Source organism: Actinomyces sp. (assembly GCF_030524025.1).
Classification (GTDB): domain Bacteria; phylum Actinomycetota; class Actinomycetes; order Actinomycetales; family Actinomycetaceae; genus Actinomyces.
In genome coordinates, this window is record NZ_JAUNHI010000005.1 from 1 (window position 1) to 26,078 (window position 26,078).

At 69.0% G+C, this 26,078-nt stretch carries 20 protein-coding genes; 7 read left to right on the top strand and 13 right to left on the bottom strand.

Annotation, left to right across the window (positions count from 1 at the left end):
* Positions 1-307 precede the first annotated feature (307 nt).
* The 3 genes from Q4C85_RS03540 to Q4C85_RS03550 all read left to right on the top strand — a co-directional run bounded on the left by Q4C85_RS03540 (position 308) and on the right by Q4C85_RS03550 (position 4,960).
* Positions 308-1,885: a DUF5129 domain-containing protein gene (locus Q4C85_RS03540; protein ID WP_303139610.1), complete on the top strand. Its 1,578-nt coding sequence runs from the start codon at positions 308-310 to the stop codon at positions 1,883-1,885.
* Positions 1,886-2,447: 562 nt separating this feature from the next.
* Positions 2,448-3,803: an ATP-binding protein gene (locus Q4C85_RS03545; RefSeq protein WP_303139613.1), complete on the top strand. Its 1,356-nt coding sequence runs from the start codon at positions 2,448-2,450 to the stop codon at positions 3,801-3,803.
* A 287-nt stretch (positions 3,804-4,090) separates the two neighbouring features.
* Positions 4,091-4,960 carry a DUF5926 family protein gene (locus Q4C85_RS03550; protein ID WP_303139616.1) on the top strand — a complete coding sequence of 290 codons (870 nt, stop codon included), beginning with the start codon at positions 4,091-4,093 and terminating at the stop codon, positions 4,958-4,960.
* Here the strand turns inward: Q4C85_RS03550 and Q4C85_RS03555 are convergent.
* The 10 genes from Q4C85_RS03555 to Q4C85_RS03600 form a co-directional block, all read right to left on the bottom strand.
* The gene (locus tag Q4C85_RS03555; protein ID WP_303139618.1) at positions 4,950-5,174 is read right to left on the bottom strand and encodes a hypothetical protein; all 225 of its coding nucleotides are present in this window, start codon (positions 5,172-5,174) and stop codon (positions 4,950-4,952) included. The two genes, Q4C85_RS03550 and Q4C85_RS03555, sit on opposite strands and share 11 nt — an antisense overlap.
* A 175-nt stretch (positions 5,175-5,349) precedes the next feature.
* Positions 5,350-6,474 (bottom strand): proline racemase family protein, encoded by a 1,125-nt coding sequence (locus Q4C85_RS03560; RefSeq protein WP_303139621.1) that lies wholly within the window; start codon positions 6,472-6,474, stop codon positions 5,350-5,352.
* A 379-nt stretch (positions 6,475-6,853) separates the two neighbouring features.
* On the bottom strand, positions 6,854-7,186 hold the full coding sequence (locus Q4C85_RS03565) for a hypothetical protein (RefSeq protein WP_303139624.1): 333 nt from the start codon (positions 7,184-7,186) through the stop codon (positions 6,854-6,856).
* A 161-nt stretch (positions 7,187-7,347) separates the two neighbouring features.
* Positions 7,348-9,555 (bottom strand): Z1 domain-containing protein, encoded by a 2,208-nt coding sequence (locus Q4C85_RS03570; RefSeq protein WP_303139627.1) that lies wholly within the window; start codon positions 9,553-9,555, stop codon positions 7,348-7,350.
* Positions 9,552-10,394, bottom strand: coding sequence for a hypothetical protein (locus tag Q4C85_RS03575; protein WP_303139629.1), 843 nt, complete (start codon positions 10,392-10,394; stop codon positions 9,552-9,554). The genes Q4C85_RS03570 and Q4C85_RS03575 overlap by 4 nt, the downstream gene beginning before the upstream one ends.
* On the bottom strand, positions 10,358-11,119 hold the full coding sequence (locus tag Q4C85_RS03580) for an ATP-binding protein (protein ID WP_303139632.1): 762 nt from the start codon (positions 11,117-11,119) through the stop codon (positions 10,358-10,360). The genes Q4C85_RS03575 and Q4C85_RS03580 overlap by 37 nt, the downstream gene beginning before the upstream one ends.
* A 176-nt stretch (positions 11,120-11,295) precedes the next feature.
* Positions 11,296-11,763, bottom strand: coding sequence for a very short patch repair endonuclease (locus Q4C85_RS03585; RefSeq protein ID WP_303139635.1), 468 nt, complete (start codon positions 11,761-11,763; stop codon positions 11,296-11,298).
* A gap of 5 nt (positions 11,764-11,768) precedes the next feature.
* The gene (gene dcm / locus Q4C85_RS03590; RefSeq protein ID WP_303139638.1) at positions 11,769-13,112 is read right to left on the bottom strand and encodes a DNA (cytosine-5-)-methyltransferase; all 1,344 of its coding nucleotides are present in this window, start codon (positions 13,110-13,112) and stop codon (positions 11,769-11,771) included.
* Positions 13,113-13,175: 63 nt separating this feature from the next.
* Entirely contained in the window at positions 13,176-14,522 is a 1,347-nt protein-coding gene (locus Q4C85_RS03595) for a hypothetical protein (protein ID WP_303139640.1), read from the bottom strand.
* Between the two features lie 527 nt (positions 14,523-15,049).
* The gene (locus Q4C85_RS03600) at positions 15,050-15,727 is read right to left on the bottom strand and encodes a hypothetical protein (RefSeq protein WP_303139643.1); all 678 of its coding nucleotides are present in this window, start codon (positions 15,725-15,727) and stop codon (positions 15,050-15,052) included.
* Between the two features lie 304 nt (positions 15,728-16,031).
* Between Q4C85_RS03600 and Q4C85_RS03605 the strand changes: the two genes are divergently transcribed.
* From Q4C85_RS03605 to Q4C85_RS03615, 3 genes are all read left to right on the top strand, one after another.
* The gene (locus Q4C85_RS03605; protein ID WP_303139645.1) at positions 16,032-17,684 is read left to right on the top strand and encodes an amidohydrolase family protein; all 1,653 of its coding nucleotides are present in this window, start codon (positions 16,032-16,034) and stop codon (positions 17,682-17,684) included.
* A 65-nt stretch (positions 17,685-17,749) separates the two neighbouring features.
* The gene (locus Q4C85_RS03610) at positions 17,750-18,388 is read left to right on the top strand and encodes a sugar O-acetyltransferase (RefSeq protein ID WP_303139648.1); all 639 of its coding nucleotides are present in this window, start codon (positions 17,750-17,752) and stop codon (positions 18,386-18,388) included.
* Between the two features lie 434 nt (positions 18,389-18,822).
* A complete protein-coding gene (locus Q4C85_RS03615) occupies positions 18,823-19,653 on the top strand; it encodes a glycosyltransferase (protein WP_303139789.1) in 831 nt (276 codons plus the stop codon).
* Between the two features lie 125 nt (positions 19,654-19,778).
* Here Q4C85_RS03615 and Q4C85_RS03620 read toward each other — a convergent pair whose 3' ends face one another.
* Together Q4C85_RS03620 and Q4C85_RS03625 are read right to left on the bottom strand one after the other, a co-directional pair.
* Positions 19,779-22,256, bottom strand: a complete 2,478-nt coding sequence (locus Q4C85_RS03620; protein WP_303139649.1) for a hypothetical protein — start codon at positions 22,254-22,256, stop codon at positions 19,779-19,781.
* A 438-nt stretch (positions 22,257-22,694) separates the two neighbouring features.
* Positions 22,695-23,636 carry a fructosamine kinase family protein gene (locus Q4C85_RS03625; RefSeq protein ID WP_303139651.1) on the bottom strand — a complete coding sequence of 314 codons (942 nt, stop codon included), beginning with the start codon at positions 23,634-23,636 and terminating at the stop codon, positions 22,695-22,697.
* Positions 23,637-23,860: 224 nt separating this feature from the next.
* Between Q4C85_RS03625 and pheA the strand changes: the two genes are divergently transcribed.
* Positions 23,861-24,796 carry a prephenate dehydratase gene (pheA, locus tag Q4C85_RS03630; protein ID WP_303139653.1) on the top strand — a complete coding sequence of 312 codons (936 nt, stop codon included), beginning with the start codon at positions 23,861-23,863 and terminating at the stop codon, positions 24,794-24,796.
* Positions 24,797-24,965: 169 nt separating this feature from the next.
* On the opposite strand, the gene Q4C85_RS03635 is transcribed toward pheA, so the two are convergent.
* Positions 24,966-26,012: a diacylglycerol kinase family protein gene (locus Q4C85_RS03635; protein ID WP_303139654.1), complete on the bottom strand. Its 1,047-nt coding sequence runs from the start codon at positions 26,010-26,012 to the stop codon at positions 24,966-24,968.
* Positions 26,013-26,078 lie beyond the last annotated feature (66 nt).

Sequence of the window (26,078 nt, forward strand, 5' to 3'; positions counted from 1 at the left end):
CCAGCCACGAAACTACCCACAGCCGCTTGACACACCACATAGGGGCACCCCCCTTCCGCGAGATCGGGACATATGGCACCTCGAGATCGGGACATATGACACGGCGGGTCCGGAGCCCGGGAACCGCCGTCCACCGCACCCGACACCCCGTTGTCGGAGCCGCCAGATGCGGCGAACTCGAGGTGCAACAAGTCCCGATCTCGCGGTGGGGCGGCGACATGGGGAGGAGTGCCCAGGCTGAGTGTCTCGACGAGTGGCGCGGGCTACTAGGCTTGCGGCACCCGAACCCGATGCGAAAGGCGGAGCCATGCGATCTGGTGGATTCATCCAGTCTCTCGGCGGTTCTCGCGCCGTCCTCAGCCTGAGCGCCAAGGTCCTCACCTGTCTGGCCCTCATCGGCTCCCTGCCCCTCATGGTCCTCCAGCCCTTCGGGGCCCGTTACGAGCCCACGGTGGAGGTCCACGACGAGGCCGGCGTCCTCCAGGTCGAGGCAGTCGAGGACTCCCTGGCCTCTCTGGAGTTCCGTAAAGAGGTCGACCTCGAGGTCCTCACGTTGCCCGGCGCCGAGATCAGCGAGAACTTCAACGCCGCCGTGCTGGAGTGGGCCCGGCGCAACGAGCCGGACTGGATCAGCGCAGCCGACCCCAACTACTGGGCCGATGGGCTCGTCGTCCTGGCGGTCTCGCCGGATGGCCGCTGGGTAGGCACCTACTTCGGTGAGGACGTCAAGGTCGACCTGTCGCTCCAGGAGGACATCCAGGAGGCGGGCAAGGACGCCTTCCGTGCCGGGGACTGGGCGGGCGGCCTGGAGCATATGGCCGAGAAGTCGGCCGAGGTCGTTGGGCGACCCGTGCCGTCGGTGTTCAAGCGAATCGTCCTGCCCGCGGTCGCGATGCTCGGAGGAGCCGGCTGGCTCGTGACGATCGTCGTCGGGAGGATCCTGGCAGGCCGTCGCTTCGCCGCCGCCCAGCGTCACTACTCCTCGGTGACCGATGACTGGGAGTCGACCGAGCTCCTGGCGCGCACAATCCCGGCCGACGAGCCGCACGGCGCCCAGGTGCTCGTCCGCTTCGAGTGGTTCCAGAAGCAGTACCACGAGTTGACCGCAGCCTTCAACGAATTCGGGAGTCCCCGCGGCGCAGCCTGGTTCGCCATGAACATGCCCCGCCGCACCAAGGATCTCCAGCGCCGAGCCGGCGAGCTGGACTCCCTGGACGACACGATCGCCCATGCCTCGGCGCTGCTCACGATGTCCTCGACCTGGCCCGAGGCCTGGGAGAACGAGAAGGGGCCGGTGCTGGAGGACCTGGGCGCCATGGACGAGATGCTCGATTCCGTCGACAGCCATGACGTGGGCCTGAGCACCGCGGAGGAGCGGTCCTGGATCAGCGCTCAGCGTCAGCGGCTCGACATGACGACGACGGCCCTCCAGGCGCGCGAGATGACACCCTCAGCGGCCCTCGACACTCTCGATGAGATGTCGAACGAGATTCGGGAGCGCGTGCGCAGCCTGGCCAGGCGCGCCCTGGACGCAGACACCTCCGCCGACGCCGAGGAGCGGCGCAGGCGCTACCGGGACTCGTCGGAGGACGGACTCAAGAGCATCGTGTACTCCGGTGTCTGGCAGTCGGCGTCGGGCCGCGGGAAGTACTCGCCGTCCTCGACGATCCGGCTCAACCCCTCCTCCGCGGGAGGGTCTGCTGACGGGCTGCCCAGTGGCGTGGGCTCCTCGTCCAGCTTTGCCCCCGTGGCGGGCCTGGTGACCGGGTACTCCTCGGCCTCGTCCTACACGAAGCCGTCGTCGTCCTCGTCCTCCTTCGGCGGCGGGGGCGGGTCGTACGGCGGTGGTAGCTTTTCCGGGGCCGGGTCCAGCTCTCAGTTCTGAGCGTCTGAGCGGCGCCGGGCTGGTCCCCGCCGTGTTCGCACCTTCTGCCACCAGTCCGGACCTTGATGGTGCGATCTGGGAGCACAAGGTACGAACGCGACGTCCTGCCGACTGGTCTCCGACCGGGTCGCCAGCGGGGCCCGGCGGCGCTCGGCCGGCCACCGCGAGCCCCCACTGGCGGCAGCCGGTACGTCAAGAGTCGCGCGACAGGACACCCGCGCGAGACTCCCCCCAACGCCCAACCCATGCGGACCGACAGCCCCGCCTGCACCCGCCTACGACACACCCACCTTCCCGCACCACCCCAACGATCCCCCACCCTCTGGTGAGACAGGCTCACCGTCAAGCCCTTTGACAGTAGGCGACAGTAGCGTTGACAGCCGATGGCGTCTGGGGTGGTGGCGCAAGTCTGGAGTGGCCTGTCGTCTGCGGATCGAGCGGTCGAGCGGGCTGTTGCGCTACTGACAACTACTGTCAACTAGTTTACAGTAGAACCGTGAAAATGGATGCTGCTGCAGTGCGAGCGCTGTCGAGGTCGGAGCGAGGGCGGCATCTTGCGGCCATGCCAGAGTCTCAGTGGTTCGAGCGCAAGTCCACGAGGGTGGCCCAGAAGGCGCTCGCGGCTGCCATCATTGGCATGGCGAACGCCGAGGGCGGGAGCGTCGTCGTCGGATTGAGCGAGGGGCGTGTGGAGGGGGTGGATTCGGACCTGAAGCAGGTCAACCGGCTTCGTCGTGTTCCGCTGGAACTGATCGAGCCCCCGATCCTGATGCGCATTGACGAGGTTGAGGTGGTCAACGATCGTCAGGAGGAGGACCACGTTCTACTTTTCGTTGTGAGTCCCAGTCAGCATGCGCACCAGAGGACGGACGGCGAGGCTTTCGTGCGCGCGGGCGACTCAACAATCAGGCTCAGTCGTTCCGCCTGGCAGGAACTCGTTTACGATCGTGAGGCGGACAGTTATGAGGCACAGCCGGCACCAGCCGGGACCGACGCGGTCGACGGCGCTCATGTCTTCCGGCTCCAAGAGGCGATCGGGGCCGAAGGAGATGTGTTGCATGTCCTGCGTGCGAGGAGTCTGGTGACGGCTGATGACCGGCTCAATATCGCGGGCCTGCTCCTGCTGGCCGACAGGCCGCAGCGCTACCTGCCGCAGGCTGTCGTGAGAGTGCTGAGGTACCAGTCCGACGAAGTCGGCGAGGGCTCTCGTCAGACGATGGTCGCTGATGGTGATCGGCGGCTCGAGGGCCCGATCCCGACGATGCTGGATGCCGCCACTGCGCTGGTGGACCAGTGGGCGCCGCGGCGGCGTGCGCTCAGGCCCGATGGCCGCTTCGGTAGCATCGATGTCATCCCGAGGGAGGCATGGTTGGAAGCCGTTGTCAACGCGGTAATTCACCGCTCGTACTCCATGGCGGGTGACCACATCAGGGTCTCGATCTTTCCGCATCGGATCGAGGTCTCGTCCCCGGGGAGGTTCCCTGGCTTCGTCAGCCCCGATCGTCCGCTGGAAGTCGCCAGATATGCGAGAAACCCGCGGATCGCAAGGGTTTGCGCCGACTTGGGTTATGCGCAGGAACTGGGTGAAGGAATCCGGCGCATGGTGGGAATGATGCGGCAATCGGGGCTGGCGGATCCGCTCTACCAGCAGACTGCAACCAGCGTCATTCTTCGACTCGACGCCGCCACGAGGATTGCCGGGCTCGACCCCGAGGGGCTGGGAAAAGAAGCTGCGGAGATCGTGGCTCTGCTGCGCTCTGTCGGCCCTCTCGGGACGTCTGACATCGCCTCGGCGATCGGGGTGAGCCGACAGACTGTCCTCAAACGGCTTAAAAGTCTTCGTGAGCAGGGTGTTGTCGAGCGCAGGGGCCACTCGCCCCAGGATCCTCGAGCAACCTGGGTCGTTCAGAGGTCCTGATGGTCCGGGGCTGTCGCCTGCTGTTAAGCCCTTTGACAGTAGGTGGACAGTAGCGTTGACAGCCGACGGCGGCTGGGGTGGTGGGCGCGGTGGGCCGCCGACTGTCGCGGACCGGAGCGCCGTCGGTGTGCCGGAGATCCTCATGTCCTCGCGCCACCGTGTCATATGTCCCGATCTCGAGGTGTCATATGTCCCGATCTCGCGGTGGGGAGCGGCGGGTGAGCGGTGAGGGGCGGTGGGGGAGTGGGGGCGCAGGGAGTGGTGTGGGGCCCGGTAGGGTGGCGGTCATGTCGAAGAAGAAGCGCCAGCCGCGCCGTTCGGCCGACAAGGCCCCCAAGAAGCAGCAGATCCCCTTCGTCGCGCGCCCCTTCGAGGGCATCGTGAACGAGGAGGACCTGGTCGCGATGATGCAGATCATCCCGGCCGCCTCGGCGAGCGTGCGCCTGGCTGAGGATTACGGCGGGGCGCAGGTCCGGCTCGTCACCCTCCTGCCCGACATCATCCCGGCGCTCCGACGCGCCGACGGCGAGGTGCTCGTCGCCCTCCAGACCTCCATGCACTCCGGTGACGCCAGCCGTGACGTGGCCGCCGCGCTGCTGTCGGCCCTCGAGCTTGAGAAGGGCTCCGGCCTGGTTATGAACGGCCTGCCCGAGCCGGGGCCGCGGCTTCAGGACATCCTCGACCCCGCCGTCACTCCGGTGGTCACCGTGTCGGACACTTTCGACTTCTGGCTCGACGCGGAGGCGGCCGCCAACCCCGAGGCGCGGCGCACCATCGAGGAGGTCAAGGACGAGCTCGCCCCGACGGTGCCGGTCCCCGGCGTCGACCACGCCTACTGGTGCCGCATGAACGGCAAGGAGTTCGTCCGGTGGGTGCGCGGCGACGACGAGGACGTCTTTTTCGACGCCTTCGCCCGCGTGCATGCCGCCCGGCAGTCCGACCTGGAGGAGGGGGCGCGGTTCATCGGCGCCTTCCGCGCCTGCGGCTTGGCGATCCCGGTGTGGGAGCTCAACCCGGGCACCGAGGCCGAGGATCTGACCGCCCCGATGCGCGCCATGGGCGAGCGCCTCGAGGCGGCCCTGGCCGACGACTCCCCGCTGGACGCCGCCGCCCGGCGCGCCAAGGCCGGCATCATCTCCCGCCAGGTCAACCTCTGACGGCGCGGCTCGGCGCGGGCTGGGCCGCCAGGCGCGCCGTCCTGGCCAGGTGCGCCCGACGGCGCTCGGGCCCGCCCTGGTCGACGCGCCCGAAGTTGACCCACCGGCGGCCGCGCATGCCGAGCTGACGCAGGGTCGTGCCGAGGAACACGCGGGGGATGGCGTTGCCGGCGGCCACCCGCAGGTACCAGGTGGGTGCGGCCGAGGTCGTCATGACAGGGCATGGGCGTTCTCTGATCCGAGGGTGCGACGGGTTGGGACGGTGCGGCGGATGGGTACGACGGGACGGGCTGGGTCGGGTGCGGCGAATGGGACGGGTGTGACGCGACGTGTGCGGTGCCTCGACGTCATGCTAGGCCCTTGCCAGGGCGCTGCGTGGCGGGGCCGCTCTACTGCAGGACGAAGCCGTGGCGCAGCGGGTCGTGCGGGTCCAGGACGAGCCGGTTGAACGCGGTGATGTGGGCCGCCGCGGTGATCCGCGGGATGATGGCGGGGCGGTCGGTCACCGTCGTCGTGCCCAGGATCTCCCCGCGGAAGCGCGTGCCCAGGATCGACTCGTGGGAGAGCTCGTCGCCCACCGCCAGGCGGCCGCGGGCGTGGAGGACGGCGAGCTTGGCGCAGGTGCCGGTGCCGCACGGGGAGCGGTCGACCTGGCCGCGGCCGAAGACGACGACGTTGCGCACCCCCTCGGGCGTCTCCTCGTAGACCTCGACGAGGTCGACGCTGGCGATGTGGGGTTGCAGGGGGTGGCGCACGGCGATCTCGGCGTTGAGGCGCTCGCGCAGGAGCAGGGCCCGACGGCGCAGGAGGGGCAGGTCCTCGGGGCGCACCCGCACGCCGAGCTCGCGGGCGCGCACGATCGCGAAGAAGCTGCCGCCGAAGGCGATGTCAAGGACAACCGGCAGCCCTTCGACCTCGGTGCGCACGTCGAGGCGCTCGACAAAGGCGGGCACGTTGGTGAAGGAGACCGAGCAGACCCGGGAGCCCTCGACGCGGGCCTCGGTGTGCACGATTCCGGCTGGGGTGTCGAGGACGACCGGGGTGACCGGCTCGCGCGCCTCGATGATCCCCGTGGACAGTGCGGCGGTCACGGTGGCGATGGTGCCGTGACCGCACATGTTGAGGTAGCCGCCCCCGTCCATGAAGACGACGCCGAGGTCGGCCTCGGGCAGGCAGGGAGGCAGAATGACCGAGCCGAACATGTCGGCGTGCCCGCGTGGCTCGCATATCGCGGCGGTGCGCAGGTGGTCGAGGCGGTCGCGCAAGTCTTCCTTGCGCTGGGCCATCGTCTCGCCCCGGATCTCGGGCAGGCCCCCGGTGATGACGCGGGTGGGCTCGCCCGCCGTGTGGGTGTCGATGACGTCGATGGCCTCGACTTCATCGACTTCAGCGACGGCGTCGACGGTCGGCGCGCGGGTGGCGGAGGTGGCGGTGGTGCTGGTGGCGCCGGCGTCCTGGGCGGGTGTGGCGGGCTGTGTGACGGTACCGGTTGCGTCGGAGTCGACGGCGTTCACGGTCCCTCCTGGTTCGGGTGCGTCCTTGCTGTGGTCCACATCCTACGAGAGGGGGTGGGTCGGTGGAGCCTCGGCCCGGCGCGGAAGGTCATCATGAGCAGCCGAGGACAGAGAGCGTGAACGCGCAGCAGGCTGAACGGATGCGGCACGGGCCGGGGTTCTCGGTGCCATCCTCTTCGAGCGGACGATGGATGGCCGGATCGAGGGGCGTCCGACCGCCGAGTACCTCTGGGAGGTCAAGCGGGTCGTGCCCTTCCGCAAGGTCGACCAGAGGTTGGCCGAGGATCTGCTGCTCGCCGCGCTCACTGAGCGCTTGGACGCCCTGGGTGAGGGGCGTGAGGTCATGCTCAGGGTGACGATCCCCCAGCGTCGACGACCTCTACGCCCCGCTGATCGGGCATCCGCGGGTCATGCGGGTGGTGGCGCTGTCGGGCGGGTAGGAGCGCGAGAACCCCAACGCCCGGCTGGCCCGCAACCCCGGGCTCATCGCCAGCTTCTCGCGCGCCCTGCTCGACGGGTTGTCCGACGGGCAGAGCCAGGAGGAGTTCGACACCGTGCTGGCTGAGACGGTCGAGAAGATCTTCCGGGCGTCGGTGGCTTGAGGACAGGGCGCGACGGACAGGACATGACGGACGGTCCGGCCGGACGCATGGGGCCCGCCGTGATCGGTCGTCACCCGGTTGGACGCGCCGGGCATGTGGTGCAGCGTCACGCGGCGGCCGCCATCGGACATCCTCCGACGGCGGCCGCCGGCGTGCTGGTTGACCGGCAGTGTGTGTTACGGGCGCCGTATTCGTATCGAACCAGACGAAAGACCACTATAACTCAAGCGTGTCGTCCTCGCCGAACCGCTTGAATGACTCCTTGCCGGTACTACCTGCGCTGCTGAATAACACGGGTTCCTTCCTCGGGTGAATGTAGGGCAAGAGCCAACGCCGGCGGACCCCAATTCTCGTCATTCATCTTTGGTTGGATGCAATGAATCTGGACCGTAATACCAGCCTGCGAACGAAACTTCGCGTCGCCAGCGTAGCCGGTGTGATGTGTTGGTCGGCTCGGGCCTTGATGAATGTTGGCGATTTTGCGGTGATCCATTATCGAGTTTGACGTGGAAAACTCCCGCCCTGAACTCTTTTTCGACGGCAGAGGCGCGCGATCCCTCACTTCTAAATTGTCCATAAAAAGCAAGTCAACTTTTGGTGGCGGCGTCAAAGAGTTTATCGACATGATGAATGCCGCGATTCTTGTCCGCTCCTCGGAGTGCGCGTTCCAGTCCGCAAGAATAGGCGCAATCGTACTCCAGTCGACCTCAACCAGCATGTTTCGCCTCTCTGGGCCCTTGCGGTGATCTCGCGGGTCGACCGAAGCCTCGTGTTTGAGATGATGCAGTAGGTCAAGATGCTTGTCGCTAGGCCCGATGTGTTCGATGTAAAGATGCTCTTGCTTGACGAACCAGCCCCGACTCATCCTTAGTGAATCCAGGTCAAGTGCAATAACCTGTGAGCGAGTCAAATTCATGCTCTCATCGAGAAGAAAACTACGTCTCCAGGTCCCGAGAGAACTGCCGTCCTCGTCCAGTTCGATAAGCGAACTTCTCATAGTCTTTTCATGTTCGACATAGTTCCGGTAGACATCGATTGTCTCGGGATTTATCCAGGCGCGCAGGACGTCAAGGTAGTTCTGGCGATACCCGAAAAACCGCCCCCTTTGCTGGATGGTGTCCGCATTCTTAATTCCCGGTGAGCGCGGCATATAAGTCACGGCCAGGTTCTCTATCGTGAAACCGCGGTCGAGCTTGGCGCCCCCGATGACAATCCAGCCAGGACTTCCTCTCCAATCCCGGGAATCGATATCCACCCCATTCTTACTGTTGACGGACCGGACTCGAATAGAGGCGAGATAACTCTTGAGATGTTCTAGGATGGTGTCCAGGGACAGTTTCTCAGTGCCCACGGTAGTGCCGCCGGTCGAGTCGAGGTCATCGTAAGCGACGCGGAACATCGAGTCGCGGAGCTGCTCGAACAGCATACGGTCACCGGAATCAAAAGCGATCTGGATGCGATCATGTAAAACGCTGGTCACCCAAGTTTCATACACCTCGTGCAGGTCTGTCTCTGACGACGGATGAATGAGCATCGAAAGTGGACGGGGTCTGCCTCGCTCTTGAGTGACCACGAGCGCGATCAGGAAAGTCGCCAATGCGGTTTGAAAAGACTTCGGGGGAGTGGGGAGCGAGGTGTCGAGAGCATCATCATTGTCATCGATGGCACGGACAAAACTGTTTCTGCGATTAATAAACAGTTCCTCGCCACCAACATACCCTGGACTGTGTTGAAGTACAGTCACTGTGCGGGGCGAGACCGTGTCTTCGAGGGAGACGAGAAGCGGCGCCTGAGGGGTGGCGGTATATATCACGTAACTGTGAAGAGGAAGTGAATCACGTAGCTCGCGGATCGCCTTATAGCTGGCGCTCTCCTCGCTCTTCTTCGCTAGCAGGTTAAGTCCAGCCTGATCGCCCTCGTCATCGATGATCAGTGCAGGAAACCGTCCGCACTGTTGAGTCAACGTCGACACCAGATCTTTGGCGTACCCTAAGTTCTTGGCATTCTTGAGCACGACCGCTATGGTTGTCGTATGCGTCGTCGTCGAGGACTTTCGGGCGCTTGAGATCAGGGAGGCGATGTCGTTGGGCTCACGTTCTTTTCGTAGATTGAGTGGCCGCCACGTTGGGATTCCGCCGTCGCCTTCCATTTGCAGGTCGTCATGTAGACGATTGAACGTCTGCTCCATGAGATTTACCTTTGTTCCTGCGAGAAGAATGACAAGCGGAAATCGATTGTCGTGTGCGAGCGCGGTGAGAGCCGTGAACGACATTGTCTTGCCGCTCTGTACCTCGCCGACGACAAGTTCCGCCGACTTTTCGCGCCTGTTCCAGTCGTGAGGGCTCACGCAGCGGGAAAGAACTCTTTTGGCCCCGCCTAGGACCTGAGATTGTTGCTCGGGTTCCAGCCCGCTGCGCTCCAGCATTGCAGTTGCTTCCGAGCCGACCTGCGGTTCCCAGCCTGCAGTTTGAGGTGTCACAGTTCTATCCTTCTTGAGAGCGCACCGTTCACGGTGTCGTTGAGTAGCGGAATGAGAAGGCTGGGTTCAAGTGCCCCACTGCGTTCGGCTCGGGTTTGGACGAGCGCAAAAGCGATGGCGAGACGTATGATCGGCTCCATATCCATGGTTGGCACATTCGCAAACGACTGCATAAAACGATGTGAACGATTCACTTCGAGAGTCCATTTTTCGCGAGGAGGCGATCCGTTGTCCTGTGTCAGCCGAATCCATCGATCGGCGGAATGAGGGGCATCTACAACCACGATTCGAATGCTCGTATTTACTAGGCTGCTCGAGACTGTCGACAAGTCGATCGTGTGCTCTATGGGCTCCGCGAAATTGGTGTTGTCTAAATGCTTGGTGTCGACCTGTGGTGAGGTGGCGAAGGATTGCGGTGGAACAGGGGACTCAATCGACCGAGCAACCGCATCGAGGGCTCTAGTGACTGCTTGGTGAGCATTGCGTCCTCGTTCAGTGACGCGATGTCCCTTGGCCATACTGAGCAACGGAAGTGGCTCGGCGTTGAGGATCTCTGCGAGTTTACGGACGAAAGTGTCCTCATCGTTGCCCTCCCATAGAAGAGCATCTTTGGTGTGGGTCACGGGGACGTTGACGATGTGCAGTTCGCCGATAAGACGCTGCGACTCGAACGAGTTGGGTGCGCCAAAGATTTCGTAAGGCTTGTATCCGTCCTCGGCGTCGTTCGCCGCCCCGCCTGCACCTTTGACCACTTTTCCGCGATACAAAAGTGCGAACCCTGCTTGCTTGGCGCGACCTTTTTTCAGAAGCCCTGCCCATCTTTCAGAAGCCCTGCCCATCCTGTGACTTTTGCCCCGGACGCCAGTGTGATGGCGACGTCTTTCTTCCATTCGACTGGGGCTTCGTGCGGCCGGTCCCAGCGGGAGGCCGTAAGAAGATCTGGATTTACTGGTGCTAACTTCCTGCCTTGAACGATGATCGTCACGTCAGGGTCGGCTATGAATGTGCGATATATGCTTTGAAGGTACTCGCGTATTTTCCCGAGGGTTCTGCCTTTGGGGATTGGTTGGTTTAGGTGGCGCAGAATCAGCGTTGTCCCGTGCTCGAGCGGTCCTGCCGGCTCTTCGAATAGCGGAATCGTGGACCTGTTTGACTCGACGATGGCGGGGACATCGAAATGTACCGTGCGACGCACGTTCTCGTCAAGGGCGGACGTGGTGACAGTGAAGTCGTTTGCGTACCAGGTCGCCGCGCTTTTCATTCCGATTCCGAATTGCGAAAGCCCGCTGGTGTCGGCCGGAGGCGATGCGGGGGTGAAAGCCCGTGGGATGTCGATCTCCGATATTCCTGCTGCGTTGTCGGTGACGGTGATCGTGTTGGAAGTCTCGCTGAACTGAACTTCTATTTCAAGGTGGGCGTCGTCTCCGAATGCTTCGACCAGCCTGTGCCGATTGGCCGCCCATGACTGGAGTGCGTTGTCAACGAACTCTCCGATTGCGTACCAAGCCTTATAGTTCATGGCGGGGAATAGCGCGAGCATCCCGACGCCGGGGCGAACGGTCACTTCGCTGGTTGATGGCGAGGGCGAAGGCAAAGGAGGCACTTCCTTGAAGCGGGTTCTGAGATTTGGCTGTACAATAGCGGACGGTCGCGGTATGATGCCTATACGCACCAAGGGTAGCACTGCTTTTTGGCCGGTTGGTCGGTTTGCGGGGCTGGTGCTGAAGGGGTGGGTTATCGTTATTTGTTCGTAACCATCCGGGATGTCAGCGCCTCTTGCACGCGGTGCTGAGCATGGTGTGTGTCCTCATGCTCCCAGACGTGGATGACGGTCCAGCCGAGCTCCGCGAGGCGGGCGTCGGTGTCGGAGTCGCGGGCCTGGTTGCGCGCGATCTTCCACTGCCACCACTCGGAGTTCCGGTCGGGCCTGCGTCCGTGTTCCGGGCACCCGTGCCAGAAGCAACCGTCGACCTGGACGGCCACCTTCCACCGGGTGAAGGCGATGTCCACCCTGCGGCGCGGCAGGCCCGGGACGATGTACTGGACGCGAAACCTCAAGCCTGTGGCGTGCAGGGCCCGGCGAAGTGCCATCTCGGGGCTGGTGTCCCTGCGCGCAAGCCGTGCGTACCGTTGCGAGACGCTGGGATCAACGGGCGTGCGCCTCCCGGGTTCGGGTGCGTGCAGGGGGTCCTCGGGCTCGTCGTCCATGGCGCCTACTGTGTCAGGAGCGCGGCGACTGGCGCCTCGGGGTTCGCAGGTGCGGCGGACACTGCCTCAAGAATGCGCCTGCCGGCCTCCGTCGTCTCCAGGATGTCCCGGTCGCGCTCGCAGTGGAGCTTGAAGATGTTCCACACGGCGCCGACGTTCACCCCATTGCCGAGCTGCTTGTACGTCTTGGCATCGGGCTGACCGTCGAAGGAGAACCCGTCGGGCAGCCCCTGCAGCCGCGCGGTCTCGCGTGGAGCAAGCCGTCGCCGTCGTGGTCCAACGATGCTCGTCTGCGTGATTGCGACCAGCGCCGGCGCGTAGGTCGGTGGCTTGGCGCGCAGCCCGGAGGGCCGGAAGTGCATGAGGCAGTCCCACAGCGACCCGAGGTCCTGGGCCTGCCACTCGAGCTTGCGGCGGGAGGGCGGGAAGCCCATCACTCCGGATGTCGTCTTCCACGCGCGGCACCAGGCCTCGTTGCGCGTGTAGAGCTCGGCGTTCTTGCGCAGGAAGTTCATCTTCCAGGCCGGGACGTCGTCGTGCTCGCCGGCATCGATCTGAGCCTCCAGGGCCTCGATGGTTTGCCAGGCGTCGACCCAGATAGGGAATCCGGGCAGCTTTTGCCCAGGGTTGTAACGCCGGTAGCGCTCAACCCAGTCGTCCCAGGCGTTGATCCACTCGGTCTCCGCCTCCGACAACTCGTAGCCCTCCGCCTCGTCAAGCAGGAAGGCCTCCAGGTCCCAGGCGGTCGCCCCCTCGCCGTAGAGAGTGCCAGGACGGGCGACCGGCTCCGGCTCCGACTCGCCAATGCCGTCGGGGTTGTAGGTCGCAGTGATGAAGACGCGTTCCCGCACCTGCGGCCGACCGCCACGTTCGGGGCTGATCTGGTGGGGCGACAGGATCGCCGGGGTCGAGGAGACCCGGTACCCCTCTTTGCGGAGGGTGCGCACGATGACCTCCCACTCGTGCTTGTGCCGGGGACCGGCCAGGTTCCGGACGTTCTCCAGGAGCAGCACGGTGGGGTGGTGCTTGTGCACGATCTGAAGGATGTTGAAGTAGAGCGTGCCGCGGACCTCCTCCATGCCCTTCTGGGCGCCAGACTTCGAGAAGGGCTGGCACGGGAAGCCTGCGGCAAGGACGTCATGAGCCTGGATGGCGTCGGTGACTCCTGCGTCGCCCGCGTCGTTGGTGATGTCCCCCAACGGGTCGATGCCCCAGTTCTGCTCGTAGACGCGGGCCGCGTCCTTGTCGATCTCGACGGCATAGACGCACTCTCCACCCATGGCGGACAAGGCAGCGTGGAAGCCGCCGATGCCGGCGAACAGGTCGGAGTAGGTGAAGGGTGACGTCATGGGGATAGCTAAGCACATGGGTGTGACACGAACCTAGAGCAGCGGTGGGGTTTCGCCGAGAACTCAGTCACCCGTCCCCAGGTCGCAGTGCGCCGCGACCAGTCCCGCCTCGCGCGCCGCCCTGAGGTCCATCCGGTACTTCGGCCGACGGCGCGCCCCGCTTGTCTGGCGGCCCTGGTTGAACGAGGCCAGCACCCTGGCATCCCCGGCCTCCTGCAACGACCCGGTGCCTGCGAACACGTAGGCCTCAACGACGACGGGGTGGAGCGCGGTCTTGAGCCGCCGGGGCTTGGGGGAGCAGGAGGTCGGCTTGCCGCGAAGGTTCCGGTGCCAGGAGTCGAAGTCGGCGAGCCCCTCGAACGAAGGCCGTCCGGACAGCACGAGGAAGCCCAGTGCGCCCTTCTCATCGACACAGCGCTCCATGGCCTCCTTGTCGTTCAGGAGGGTCTGACCCGCCACTCCAGCCGGTGAGCTGAGCCCGGGCTGCGCGTGTGTCTTCAGGTCCCAGACGAAGTGCCTCTGGTAGTCGAACTCGGTGCTTCCGACCGTCACAGGTTCTCCGCCGAAGGCATCAATGAGCGCAGGAAGGCCAATGAACTCGAAGTACCATCCCGCCCACTCGGTCTGGCGCCAGTGCCGGAACTCGCTCTCTCGCATCTGCTCGACGCAGTCACGACCGCGCCACAGGGGAGGGCAACTCGCAGCGAGCGCGGTCGTGAGCAGCTGAGCCTCGTAGCGGATGTGGTCCTGGTACGGCAGCTGATGGTGGAGTGTTCTGCCCTCGGCACCGGCGAGGAGCATGTTGAGCCCGCTGAGCGTGATCGTCTCGCCCGTCGACCAGCAGGAGTCGTCCCAGCGCATCCCGAGCAGCGAAGCGATCGCGCCGCCCAGCTTGGTCTTGGACATCCGGGTGTCAAGGCCGAGGTCCAGGTCGCGTACGAGGTTGACCAGCACGGACTTGCGTTCCTTGCTTCCCGGTCCCAGGTCCTGGGGGCCGGCGGCGGTCAGTGCCGAGATGCGTCGAACCGCCTCCAGCTTGTCACGGGCCGGGGTGAACCAGTCCGGAAGCGCGTCGGCCTCGGCGCGCAGCTCCTTGACCGTCGTGCGGCGCAGCTCGGTCTCGGTCAGGTTGAGCAGCGTGTTGAGCCCGGCGAGGGTGACCGTCTGCCCCGTCGAGGAGTAGACGGAGTGCCACTGTCCGCCGAGTGTCTCCACTAACCGGCGTGCAAGGACGTCCTTGGGCGCGGTGGTGTCGACGTCGAGCTCGAGTCGGTCGGCGACCGCGGTGAGGGCGGACTTCTTCTCCTTGCTCCCGGGCCCGAGTGGCTCTGCCGGCCGGCCTGTGATCGCGTAGAGGCGTGCGACGGCTTCTTTCTTCGAGGCGGCAGGTGTGAAGACGTCGGTGGCCACGGTCCGACGATAGCGCTGCCCGTCCGGGCAGTGCTCACTCTCGTGGCGGTGGTCGGCAGGCCTGGATCGAGGCCCACCGTCTCCCTGCGGCCGGCTGGGTGGCAGCGCCGCGCACCCGGGCCGTCGTTCAGCCGCCGGCCGGATCGTCCAAGGCGTCGAGTACCGCCATGAGGCGCGGGATCGAGGAGTAGGCCCCCAGGGCTCGGCGGTGAGGTCACCGGCGCTCACGACCCGTGCGCCGCGGGGCGGAAGCAGTCGTATGAAGTCGGCGGCCCCCGCCAGGGCATCGCGACGCCGCCAGTAGTCCTCCTACGCCGACCTGGCATGGGCGAAGCCCGCTTGCACCCTCTGGCCGTGCGGTCCCAGGGTCGCCACATCACCAAGGAACTGCTCGACCTCAGCCAGGAGGTCGCCGATCCTCGCGTTGGCATCCTTGGTGGCTCGCAGTGCCCTGACCTGCGCGCGCGAGGTGGTCGGCCTCGTGCCCAGCCACGCCAGCATATGAACACGACCGGTGACGGCGGTGCTCAGGCGGCGATGCGCAGAACGGGCTCGCGGGTGACGATCTCGCGGCCGAAGGTCCGCCCGGCCTCACCGAGCAGGCCGCGGCGCCCGCACACGGCGAGCGCGAACCAGATGATCTCCACCGCCTGGGCCAGACGCTCATCCCAGGCCTTGCGGTAGGCGGCCCACAGCTCGTCGGTGTCGAGGTCCATGGCGCGCTCCATCCGGCTGGAGACGCCGGGGTCCCGGTGCACTGCGTCCATGACCGCCTCCCAGGCCACGGAGCCCAGCGACGTCGGCACCGCGGAGCCGGAGTAGACCGACAGGGCGGCCAGCAGGGGCGGCAGCACGGGGTCGGCCGCCACCCGGTTGATCCACCGGTCGACGGTGCGGTCGGCGTCGGCGTGCTCGGCGAGGTAGCCGAAGACCCGGCTGTGGGTGGTGGCGAGGTCGCGCATCTGGGGCCCGGGCGGCTCAGGCGCCGTCCAGTGCCCGTGCCTGTCGAGGTCGCGCAGGCCCAGGACAAGGTCGTAGAGCCGACCCACCCCGGCCGACAGGGTCATCATGACCGAGTCCTTGTTCGCCTCCGACAGCCGCCGGTCGCGCACGAGACGTAGACCGTTGGCGAGGAGGTCCCTGGTCGAGGCGGCCTTGAACCGCAGCTCCAGGTCCTGCTGATGCGTCAGGGTCAGGGTGGCCATATCGGGATGCTAAGCCGAGAAAGCCGGTTGCTCGGGGAGGCGGCGCATGGAGCGGCGCGGCGCGTCGCCGTGGCCTGCGCCGCCAGACCGGGAGACGGTTCGGCGTCTGCGGACTGTCACCGGCAGGGACCGCCGTCGGAGGACAGGGCCGGGTGAACAGCGCCGGCACGGGGACCGCCGTCGGGTTGGGACGGGCGGCCGCCTGTGGGCTGGACGCCGGCCGCGCCGTCGCGCCAGACTCGGGCCCGGGCCGTGCCGAGCTCGCCCGGCCCCCAGGAACTCGACCACCACGTAAGAACCAGCCATGCCATCGCCCCGCTCCTCCACCCCGCACCTTCCCGACGCATTCCCCGCCTTCGACGCCTATCCCACCGAGCCCACCACGCCGGCCCCCGGTGAGCTCGACGGCTGGATCACCCCGCCCACCGACGGTGGCGAGCGACTCGACGGGCACTCCCTCCACCTCCTGACCGCCGACAGGGTGCTGACCGGTCGGCGCGGGGACGCCCCTGGATCCCTCGAAGTCATCGGCGAGGTCCCGACCGCCGCCTCGGCCTCCGCCGCCGACCTCGCGGCAGCCCGCTCCGCCGGGCGCGGAGGCGCGGTCCTCACCGCGGGTGGACGCATCCTCGCCGTGGGAACGGCCATCGAGCTCGCCGCCCGCCTGGACCGCCTGGCCGAGGCCGCGGGATCGACCGCCGCCCAGGTCCGCCGCATCGACCTGCCCGGCTGCACCCTCCTGCCCGGCCTCATCGAGACCCACGCCCACCTGGCGAGCTCCGACACCGACGTCGAGTACCCCGCCTACGGCCCCCACGAGGTCGCCCGGCTCACGCTCAACGCCGCCCGCTCGGCCCGCCACCTCCTGAGCGTAGGAGTCACGAGCGTCCAGAGCCTGGGGGCGCGCCACTACGTCGACGTCGCCCTGCGCGACGCCATCGAGGCCGGCGAGCTGCGCGGGCCCCGCGTGCGCGCCTCGGGCCCCCAGATCACGACGACCGCCGGTCACGCCTGGTACCACCGCGCCGAGGTCGATGGCCCCGACGACATCCGCCGCGAGGTCCGCACCCACCACAAGATGGGGGTCGACACCATCAAGGCCATGGCCACCGGGGGCTTCACCACCGGCGGCTCGACACCATGGAACGCCCAGTTCAGCCTCGAGGAGCTGACCATTCTCTTCGACGACGCCCACCGCCTGGGCAGGTGGACGGCCGCCCACGCCCACGGGGTGACGGGCATCGAGCGGGCCGTGCGCGCCGGGGTCGACTACCTCGCCCACGCCTCCTTCATCTCCGAGGCGGGGCGCTCGGTGTGGGACCCCCGGCTGGGGGCGCTCATGGCCGAGGCGGGCGTCTATGTCGACTGCACGATCACCCCCGACATCCCCCGCATGCTCCAGCGCGACGACTCCTTCGCCCCGCCGGTCAGGCTGCTGTGGGAGCACGGGGTGCGCATCGTGGCGGGTCGGGACTCGGGCATCCCCGGTGTGCCCCAGCGCGGTTACGTCGGCGGGCTGGAGGCCATGGAGTGGGTCGGGCTGCCGCGCGCCGAGGTGCTGCTCGCCGCGACCTCCCGGGCGGCGGCCGCCATCGGCTGCGCCGGGGTGACGGGGTCGTGGCCGAGGACTTCGCGGCCGACCTCATCGCCGTCGCCGGAGACCCGCGCGAAGGGCTGGGCGCTCTGCGCGACCTGCGCCTGGTCGTGGCCGCCGGGCGCGAGTTCGTGCCCGACGCCCTGGCCGGGCTGGCGGCACGGGGCCTGGATCCCGACGAGCCCCTCGACATGCCCGGTCACCACGGCACCTCCCTGGATGGCGGCCCCTCCGTCCTCCTGGCGCAGTGGCGCGAGAGCCAGCTCCGCGCCGCCCGCCACCCCGAGGTCTGACCCCACCCGCCCCGAGATTGGGACATATGGCACGCCGAGATCGGGACTTATGGCACCCCGAGTGCGCTGACGGACCGTCGGAACGTGGCGCCGGCCGTCCCAGCGCCGTCGGCCGTCCCGGGATAGCCTCGCGCCATGAGCAACCCGGACAACCCGTACGTCTTCGACGAGACCGAGACCCGACGTCGCCTCGACACAGGCGAGCTCTACACGGACTTCGGCCCGGGCAGGGAGGGACTGGAAGAGGAGCGCGTGCGCGGCAAGGAGCTCGTCGAGCGTTTCAACGCCGTCACCATTCGCGACCCCGAGCTCCGCCTGGCTCTGGCCGGCGAGCTCTTCGCCTCCTTCGGGGAGGGCTCCTGGCTCGAGACTCCGATCTACTGCGCCTACGGGTCGCACACGAGCATCGGCTCCGGCTGCTGGTTCAACACCGGCACCACCCTCATCGACGACGCCGCGATCCGCATCGGCGACCGCGTCCTGTTTGGGCCCCATGTCACCGTCGCGACCGCCGGTCACCCGATCGACCCCGAGCTGCGCGCCACGGGAGCGCAGTTCTCCGCCGTCGTCACCATCGAGGACGACGTCTGGGTGGGGGCCAATGTCACCATTCTTCCGGGTGTGACCATCGGGCGTGGCTCGGTCGTTGCCGCGGGGGCGGTGGTCACCGCGCACGTCCCGCCGATGACCGTGGTGGCGGGCGTGCCCGCTCGGGTCGTGCGCGCGGTCGTGCCGGGGGAGAGGACCGCGTACCGACCGCCGCGGAGCCTGTGAGCTCAACGGCGGAGGACTCGACGGCGGTGCCGGGCGCGTTGGCGCCGAACGATCCCCGGGGGTCGGCGTGCCAGATGTCCCGATCTCGAGGTGTCATATGTCCCGATCTCGCGGGAAGGGCAGTGCTGGGGGTGGCACTGGGAGGACGGCGCTGGAGAGGCCAGGGGCGGAACCCGGCTCCGTTGACGGGTCCCACGGCACACCTTGTCACGAAATCTGCATGCGAACACCCCGTTTGTATTGCAATTTGTGCTCGAACTTGCGGGAATCACGGCTAGATCACACAGTTTCGCTCAGGGAGGACGCTGGGGGGTGGTGCGGCCTCCTCCTGGCGCCCGTGCGGACGCGTGTGGCGCGACCGGACCGCGACGCCCCGGAGGCCGTCCTGTGACCGGTAGGAGACTTCCTGTGATTACCCTTGATACGTGACTCCGATGCCGCCCGCTGAGACGTCCCCTGACCCCCACCCCGGGAGCCAGCGCGTCGCCGTGGTCATACCCGCCAAGGAGGAGGCCGACCTTATCGCGACGACCGTCAGGGCCTGCCGCGCCATCCCGCGGGTCGACCTCGTCGTCGTCGTTGACGACGGCTCCACCGACGGCACCCAGGACCACGCGCGCGCAGCGGGCGCCGTCACCGTGCGCCACTCGGTCTCCCGCGGGAAGGCCTCCGCGATGGAGACCGGTGCCAGCGTCGTGGCCATGCGCGACTACGAGGACGGGCCCGCCCGCGTCCTGCTCTTCGTCGACGCCGACCTGGGAGACTCCGCCTCCGCCTGCGCCGACCTCGTCCCGCCGGTGGTCGACGGCGTCGCCGACATGTCCATCGCCGTCCCGCCACGGCAGGCCGGCGCCGGCGGTCGTGGCCGGGTCGTGCGTGCCGCCCGCTCGGCGATCGCGACAGCCACCGGCTGGTCCCCGGTCGCGCCCCTGTCCGGCCAGCGATGTCTGAGCCGCGAGGCCTACGAGGCCGCCGCGCCGCTCGCCGAGGGCTGGGGCGTGGAGGTCGGCCTGACCATCGACATCCTTGTCGCCGGCAAGACGGTCATCGAGGTCCCCTGCGACATCACCCACCGTGTCACCGGCAACGACGCCGCCGGGCGCCTCCACCGCGCCTCCCAGTACCGCGACGTCCTGCGGGCGGTGGCGGCCCGCAGGCTGCGCCGGGTGCGGGTGCCCGCGCGAGTCTTCGAGTCCGCCGCCCGCGACCAAGCGCACTTCCTCGCCTACCGGGCCTGGCCGGCGCCCGAGAACCCCGCCTCCTAAGCGGCCCGCCCCGCCCCGGTGCGCGGTCCGGTCCCTCCCCCGGGGCGCAGCCCGCGTCGGCCCGTCCCCGTGGCCCGGTGCGGCCGGACTGATCGGCGCGGCCGTTACCGACGCCCCAGAGCGAGCTAGGCCCCGTCCGGGTCGAGCCGCCCCCTGCCTGGGCCGAGCCGCCCCCCGTCCGCGCCGATTCGGGCGCCGAGCACGGCCAGCAGCCCGGGCACCGCCGCGGCCGCGGAGAACCAGAACATCGCCACACCCGAGTCGTTGACGAGCACCTCGAGCACGACGAGCACCGCCAGGGACTTGAGCACCGGTGCCACCCAGGGGCCCAGGACGCCGGGACGGGCCAGCCACGCGTACGGCCCGTCGCCCGAGCGCGCCTCCCTCACCGCTCTCGTCAGCCACCAGGCGCACGCCCCCAGGACAGTCAGCCCCGCCGCCAGCGCCGTCAGCGCCAGCGGGCTGGAGACGAAGGGCGCGACAAGGGCCGTCGCCTTGCGGGCCACGGTCGTGCCGGCGCTGCCGTCGAGCACCTGGGTGGCGAAGCGCCCCAGGTGGGTGCGCGACCCCGCCGCGTAGTCCGCGACGGCCAGCGCGCCCACGGTGCCCACGGCCGTCAGGGCGACGACCGCCCACCGGCGCCACCCCAGACGGACACCGCCCAGCCCCGCGACGAGGGCTGCCAGGGCGGGTATGAGCGTCAGCGCGCCTCCGACGTCGGCCCCCATCTGCGGGGAGGCGTCGACGAGGAGCGCAACCAGGCCCGGCACCCCCGCACCGGCCACAGCCACCCGCCGCCGCGCCGCAGCCTCGCGGCGCGCGACTGCCGGCCCGACGACGGCGCCGAGGGCGACGAGCAACCCGGCCCCGGCCAGGGCGAAGCCGGTGTTCGACATGCCGTAGAAGCGTCCGGCGGTGATGGCATCCATTCCCAGCACCCCGTTGAAGCCCAGGGGCGCGCCGCAGGCGGCGTCGGCCAGGAGGAGGACCGGGGAGGCGCACACGATAAGGGTCGTCGTGAGCGCGGGGACCGACCATGGACGCGCCGGGTCCGTCCCCGCGGAGCCTGCTGCGCGCCGCCGGGCGGCCAGGAGGTCGAGGAGCCGTGCCGCGCCCGCGCAGACCTCGGTGACGACCACCGCCATGGCGATGGTGACCGCGGCCGCTGCCGCAGTGGCCGCCGCCGGGCTGCCGGCCTGCCCCGCCCGCCACCACGGCACCGCAGAGGCCAGCCAGACCCCCGCGGGCAGTGCGGCGACGACGCAGGCAGCGGGCAGGAGCACCCCGCCCGCCCGCCGGGCCCCTGCCTGCGGGGCCGACCGGCCCTGATCGACCGCCGGGTCGGCTCCAGCCCCTTGCGGTGGAGCACCTGCCGGGCCCGCCCCCGGCGGCCGTCGCAGAGCCGCGGCGGCCAACCCCACGAGGGCGAGCGCCGCGGTCAGGATGACGAGGGTGACCGGGACGACGGCCCGCCTCGAGGCCCAGGCGCGGGCTGCGTCGTCGACGAGCGCGGTGACCACGGCGGTGGGGGTGCGACTCGGCGAAGTCTGGCTCAGCGCGGTCGACGCGGGCAGGTCGACCCGTCCGCCGTCGCTGCCCGACTGCTGAGCGGCACCGGTTGCGGCCAGGAGGCTCGCTGTGAGGTCGGTCAGCTGGAGGAGGCCCTCCTGGTGGGTCGAGGGGCCGATGAGCAGCTCGCCCGAGCCGCCCTGCTCAGAGGCGGATCCGGCCGGGAGGACGGCGAGCTGGAGGCCGGCGTCGGAGGGATCGGCCAGGGAGACGACGAGGACGCGCGCCCCCGGAGGGATCTGGGTGAGGGCCTCGACCACGGCCGACGCCGGGTCCTCGGCGGAGCCGAGGTCGACGAGAGTGAGGTCGGGCAGGCCCGCGTCCACGAGATCACCGAGAGTGGGGGCCGCGGCCGGTTGGGTTCCGTCCGAGGAGGTCAGGGCCAGCCCGGCGCCGTCGCCGACGGCGGCGGTGGAGACCCCGGCGCGCGCCAGGGCGTCGGCCAGGGCGCCCGGCCGCGCGCCGTAGCCCGCGTCCTGCGAGATCGTGACGGCTTGCGTCCAAGAGGTGGGCCAGGCGCAGTCCGACCCCGGCGCAGAGGCGCGTGTGCGCGTGCCCGAGCCGATCGTCAGCCAGGCGTCGGCGGGGCAGGTGACGTCCCCGACCGCGCGTTGGACGAGGTTGACCGGAGTGTTGGCCGATGCATAACCGAGAAGGGTGCGGGCGGCCGCCGCCTGCGCCGTGCTCGCCTGCGAACCGGCGAGCTCGGTCAGGGTGGCCCAGGACAGGCCGGTGGTGCCGAGCACGACGATCGGCCCGGAGGCAGTGTCAGCGTCGGTGGCGTCGGTGTCGGTGGCGGCGGTTGTCGTGTTCGGAGTCGGCTCGGTGGCGGCGGTCGGGGAGGTGGGGCCGGAGGCCTGCGCGGAGGCGGCGGGGGGCGTCGGGGTCGCCTGGGGGGCGGGGGTCGGCCGGGGTGCGGCCAGGGCGCTCGAGGCCATCGTGGCCACGAGCCCGAGGACCATCAGGATGACGATCGCGTAGACGACCGCCCGCACGAAGCGCTGCCGGTGGCTGCTGCCGCGTCGAGACCCCATACCCCCAGCCTAGGTGTACTTCCCTGTGAGGTTGTGAACGCGGGCTGGGCGGGCACGCGGGGGCACGACCTCACAGCCCTGGTGGCACGATCGGATGACAGTGTGGCGCGCCTTGGAGATCCGCGGTGATCCGCTGGCGCGTTGTGCCCGGTAGCGTCATCGCCATCACCCGGACCCACCGCTTGCCCGACGACGATCCACGGCATCACGATGTTTCTTCTGTGCTGACAGTTGCGGCCCACCCAGAACCAGGGAGCCGACCGTCGGGCCCGCGCCCCGCCGTGTCATATGTCCCGATCTCGAGGTGTCATATGTCCCGATCTCGAGGTGTCATATCTACCGATCTCGGGGAGGGGATGGGTCCGGGAGCCGTGTCGCCCAGCCCGTGTCCCCACCCCGCCCCCTGGCATGAACCGTCGGGTCCAGCCGGCGCCGGGCTCAGGCGTAGCGCCGCGCCACCGATGCGGCCTGGTCCCCGTAGCCGCCGCCGAAGAGGTGGACGTGGATCATGAGGATGTGCAGCTGGTGCAGGCCCACCCGCTCGCGCCAGCCGGACGCTAAGGGCGAGACCTCGTTGTACGCGCCGACGATTCGGTCGAGGTGGCGCTGACCGAAGACCCCCAGGGCGGCGAGGTCGGTCTCCGCGTGGGCACCGTGGGCCAGCGGGTCGATCAGCACGCCGACGACCCCACTGCCAGGGTGAGCCCCGGAGGACGAGCCGTCCTGTTGCACCCGGTCAGCGCCGGCAATGCACTCCGGCCCGAGTCCAGCGCGGCGCGGCGCCCAGGAGCCGACCTCGCCGAGCGACACCCACAGGACGTTGCCGCACCACAGGTCACCATGCGTGCGCGCCACGGCGGTGCGCTGCTCGCGCTCATGGGCTCCGCGGAGCACGAGCTCGGGCTGCTCGTCCCCCAGCTCCCCGTCCCGCAGCCGGCGACACACGGTCTCGAGAAGCCGGACCTGGCCCCGGTCGAGCGCCCCGCCGTCGTATCCGGAGCGCACATAGGGCGCCAACCGGTCCTCGGCGTAGAACTCGCCCCAGCTGCGCTCGCCGCCCCGGGGGGCGGGCTCATGGGGCTGCAGGCGAATGTCGCAGCGCCCCATCTGCGTCCTGCCGTCCCACCCCGGCGGCGCGGCACCGAAGGCAGGCGCACCGGCCGCGTGCGTGACCGCCAGCGCCCGGCCAAAGGCCTCAGCAGCCTGAGGGGTGATCGAGGCGTGGCCCAGTCGGGGCTCGTCGATCCACCCATCGCCTACGACGGCGGGCACGGTGTGCGCACCGCCGTCGGGCATCGCCTCGGCCAGCCAGGCCAGCCCCTGCGCCTCGAGCCTGGTGGCACCGGGCAGGTCGTCCCGCTTGCGCATCGTGTCGCCCATGGACCCAGCCTCCCACGGCCTCCTCGGGCCGCGTGCGTTCCCGGGTGCGGTGCGCGGCGGGGCGCTCCCGGGCGGGGTCGCGCGGCGACACGACCCGAGGGTGCATCTGCAGCCCCGTCCGCAGCCCCGTCGGCGGCGCCTCCGGGCGTGGCTCCCGGGGCACGTCGTCCGCAGGGCAGTCCCGGTGCGAACCGCCCCCCCCGCTTGTCGATACGCTGGCCGCCATGACGAGTACCTGGGCCTTCCTCGGCCCCTCCGGCACCTTCTGCGAGATGGCCCTGCAGCAGGTGGCCCCCGACGACGCCCTGCTCGACCCCTGTCAGGACGTGGCGACCGCCCTGGACCGCGTGCGCGAGCGGGCCGCGGACTCCGCCGTCGTCCCGATCGAGAACTCCGTGGAGGGCGGGGTCAACGCGACACTCGACAACCTCGTAGCCTCCACGCCCCTGGTCATCGCGGCCGAGGTCGCCGTGCCGGTCACCTTCGTCCTGGCGGCTCGTCCCGGCACCACCTTGGACGAGGTGCGCGCGATCAGCACCCACCCCCACGCCTGGGCTCAGTGCCGGGGCTGGGTCCGCCACAACCTGCCGGAGGCCGCCTACGTGGCCGGCACATCGACCTCCGCCCCCGCCCAGGCCCTGGCCGAGTCCGACGAGCCGCTCGCCTTCGAGGCCGCCTTGTGCAACCCGTTGGCCGCCCAGCGCTACGGCCTGGAGGTGCTCGCGGGGGGCGTGGCCGACAACCCCGACGCCGTCACGCGCTTCGTGCAGGTGACGCGGCCGGGACGGGTCGGGGAGCCCACGGGCGCTGACAAGACGACGCTCATGGTCCAGGCCCCGCACGACCGCGCCGGCGCGCTGCTCGACATGCTCGAGCAGTTCTCCGCCAGGGGCGTCAACCTCTCGCGCATCGAGTCGCGGCCCGTGGGCGAGTCGCTGGGCAGGTACCGCTTCTCGATCGACGTCGAGGGGCATATCCGCGAGGCGCGTGTCCAGGCCGCCTTCATCGGGCTGCACCGCACCTGCCCCATGGTGCGCTTCCTGGGCTCCTACCCCCGCCTGGACGCCCGGCCTGTCGTCGTGCCGGCGGGCACGAGCGACAAGGACTTCATCGTGGCGCGGGCCTGGGTGGCCGACGTCCTGGCCGGTCGGACCGTCTGAGCTGATCCTGGGGCCGGTCCGATGCGCCGCGAGATCGGGTCATATGTCCCGATCTCGCGGTGTCATATGTCCCGATCTCGCGGAGGGGGTGGGCCCAGAGCTGGGGACGTGAGTCCGGGGATCGGCGGGCGGGGCGACGACGGCGGGCGGGACTGACGGCACGCGCCGGTCACGTGGGACGCCGGATCCGCAGTGCCCCCGGTTGCAGGCGCACGCGCACCCCGCGGGTGGGCGCCAACAGGTCGCCGTCGACCTGGACGAGGGCGGGCTCGGCCAGGCGCACAGTGATCGTGTGCCCGAAACGGCGCAGGACCCGGCCGGTGGGGCGCAGGACCCGGTCGTCCTCGGCGGCCCGCGGCACTGAAGTGCGTGGTGCCAGGACCTGTCGCGCCAGCGAGCTCCACCCCACGACGCCGGCGACCGTGTCGATCGCGGCGACGTCGAGCACGCCGTCGTCCATCCTGGCCCCGGGCAGCAAGGTGATGCCCGCGGGCAGCCGCCCCCCGTTGGCGACGAGCAGGCAACGGGCGCGAAGCCGTTCGACGCGGTGGGGTCCGCCGTCGGCGTCCAGGCCGAGCACGAACTCCATGCGCGGTGAGCTGAGGTTCTGGAACGCGGCCAGCGCGTAGGCCCCCCACTTGATCCGCGCCTTGAGCACTGGGCGGGTGGAGGCCACGAGCCCCGCGTCGAAGCCGAGGCCGGCCACGACCATGCAGGCGTGCTCCGAGCCCAGGGTCGGATGGGCCCAGCCTCCCGGAGGAGCGGGGGAGTCCTCGCCGGCCTCGGTGCTCACCCAGGCCAGGTCGGTTCGCACCGCGGTGCCGCGGGAGGCGAGCTCGATGGCCTCGGCAGTGCGGCCGACCGGGAGGCCGAGGTTGCGTGCGGCCAGGTTCGCAGTTCCCAGAGGCAGAATCGCCATGTCGACCGAGGCACCCGCCAGGCCCGCGGCCACCGAGCGCACGGTGCCGTCGCCCCCGACGGCCACCACGAGGTCGGCTCCCGAGGCCAGGGCCAGCCTGGCCTGGGTGGCTCCGGTCTCGGCCCGCGTGGTCTCGATCCACACCGGGTTCGCGTAGCCGGCGGCGGCCAGTGCGTGGGTGAGGCGCTCGCGGACAGCCGGGGTGACCGCGGGCTTGGAGGGGTTGAAGACGACGCAGGCCACGGCCCCGCGCCCGGGGTCGGTGCCCGGGTGCTGGCCTCCACGTCGTTGTGCCACAGGTGAAGGGTAGCGATCCCCAGGCCTGCGAGGGCCTGCCCTGCCCGGAGGGTGGGCGGTCTGGCT

What these genes read in the sequence shown, in the direction of transcription:
- Q4C85_RS03605 (WP_303139645.1), top strand. Translation starts at nt 16,032, where the DNA reads ATGCCATCGCCCCGCTCCTCCACCCCGCACCTTCCCGACGCATTCCCC.
- Q4C85_RS03625 (WP_303139651.1), bottom strand. Translation starts at nt 23,636, where the DNA reads ATGGGCGACACGATGCGCAAGCGGGACGACCTGCCCGGTGCCACCAGG.
- pheA (WP_303139653.1), top strand. Translation starts at nt 23,861, where the DNA reads ATGACGAGTACCTGGGCCTTCCTCGGCCCCTCCGGCACCTTCTGCGAG.
- Q4C85_RS03600 (WP_303139643.1), bottom strand. Translation starts at nt 15,727, where the DNA reads ATGGCCACCCTGACCCTGACGCATCAGCAGGACCTGGAGCTGCGGTTC.
- Q4C85_RS03550 (WP_303139616.1), top strand. Translation starts at nt 4,091, where the DNA reads ATGTCGAAGAAGAAGCGCCAGCCGCGCCGTTCGGCCGACAAGGCCCCC.
- Q4C85_RS03540 (WP_303139610.1), top strand. Translation starts at nt 308, where the DNA reads ATGCGATCTGGTGGATTCATCCAGTCTCTCGGCGGTTCTCGCGCCGTC.
- Q4C85_RS03575 (WP_303139629.1), bottom strand. Translation starts at nt 10,394, where the DNA reads ATGGGCAGGGCTTCTGAAAGATGGGCAGGGCTTCTGAAAAAAGGTCGC.
- Q4C85_RS03545 (WP_303139613.1), top strand. Translation starts at nt 2,448, where the DNA reads ATGCCAGAGTCTCAGTGGTTCGAGCGCAAGTCCACGAGGGTGGCCCAG.
- Q4C85_RS03620 (WP_303139649.1), bottom strand. Translation starts at nt 22,256, where the DNA reads ATGGGGTCTCGACGCGGCAGCAGCCACCGGCAGCGCTTCGTGCGGGCG.
- dcm (WP_303139638.1), bottom strand. Translation starts at nt 13,112, where the DNA reads ATGACGTCACCCTTCACCTACTCCGACCTGTTCGCCGGCATCGGCGGC.
- Q4C85_RS03615 (WP_303139789.1), top strand. Translation starts at nt 18,823, where the DNA reads ATGCCGCCCGCTGAGACGTCCCCTGACCCCCACCCCGGGAGCCAGCGC.
- Q4C85_RS03555 (WP_303139618.1), bottom strand. Translation starts at nt 5,174, where the DNA reads ATGACGACCTCGGCCGCACCCACCTGGTACCTGCGGGTGGCCGCCGGC.
- Q4C85_RS03585 (WP_303139635.1), bottom strand. Translation starts at nt 11,763, where the DNA reads ATGGACGACGAGCCCGAGGACCCCCTGCACGCACCCGAACCCGGGAGG.
- Q4C85_RS03610 (WP_303139648.1), top strand. Translation starts at nt 17,750, where the DNA reads ATGAGCAACCCGGACAACCCGTACGTCTTCGACGAGACCGAGACCCGA.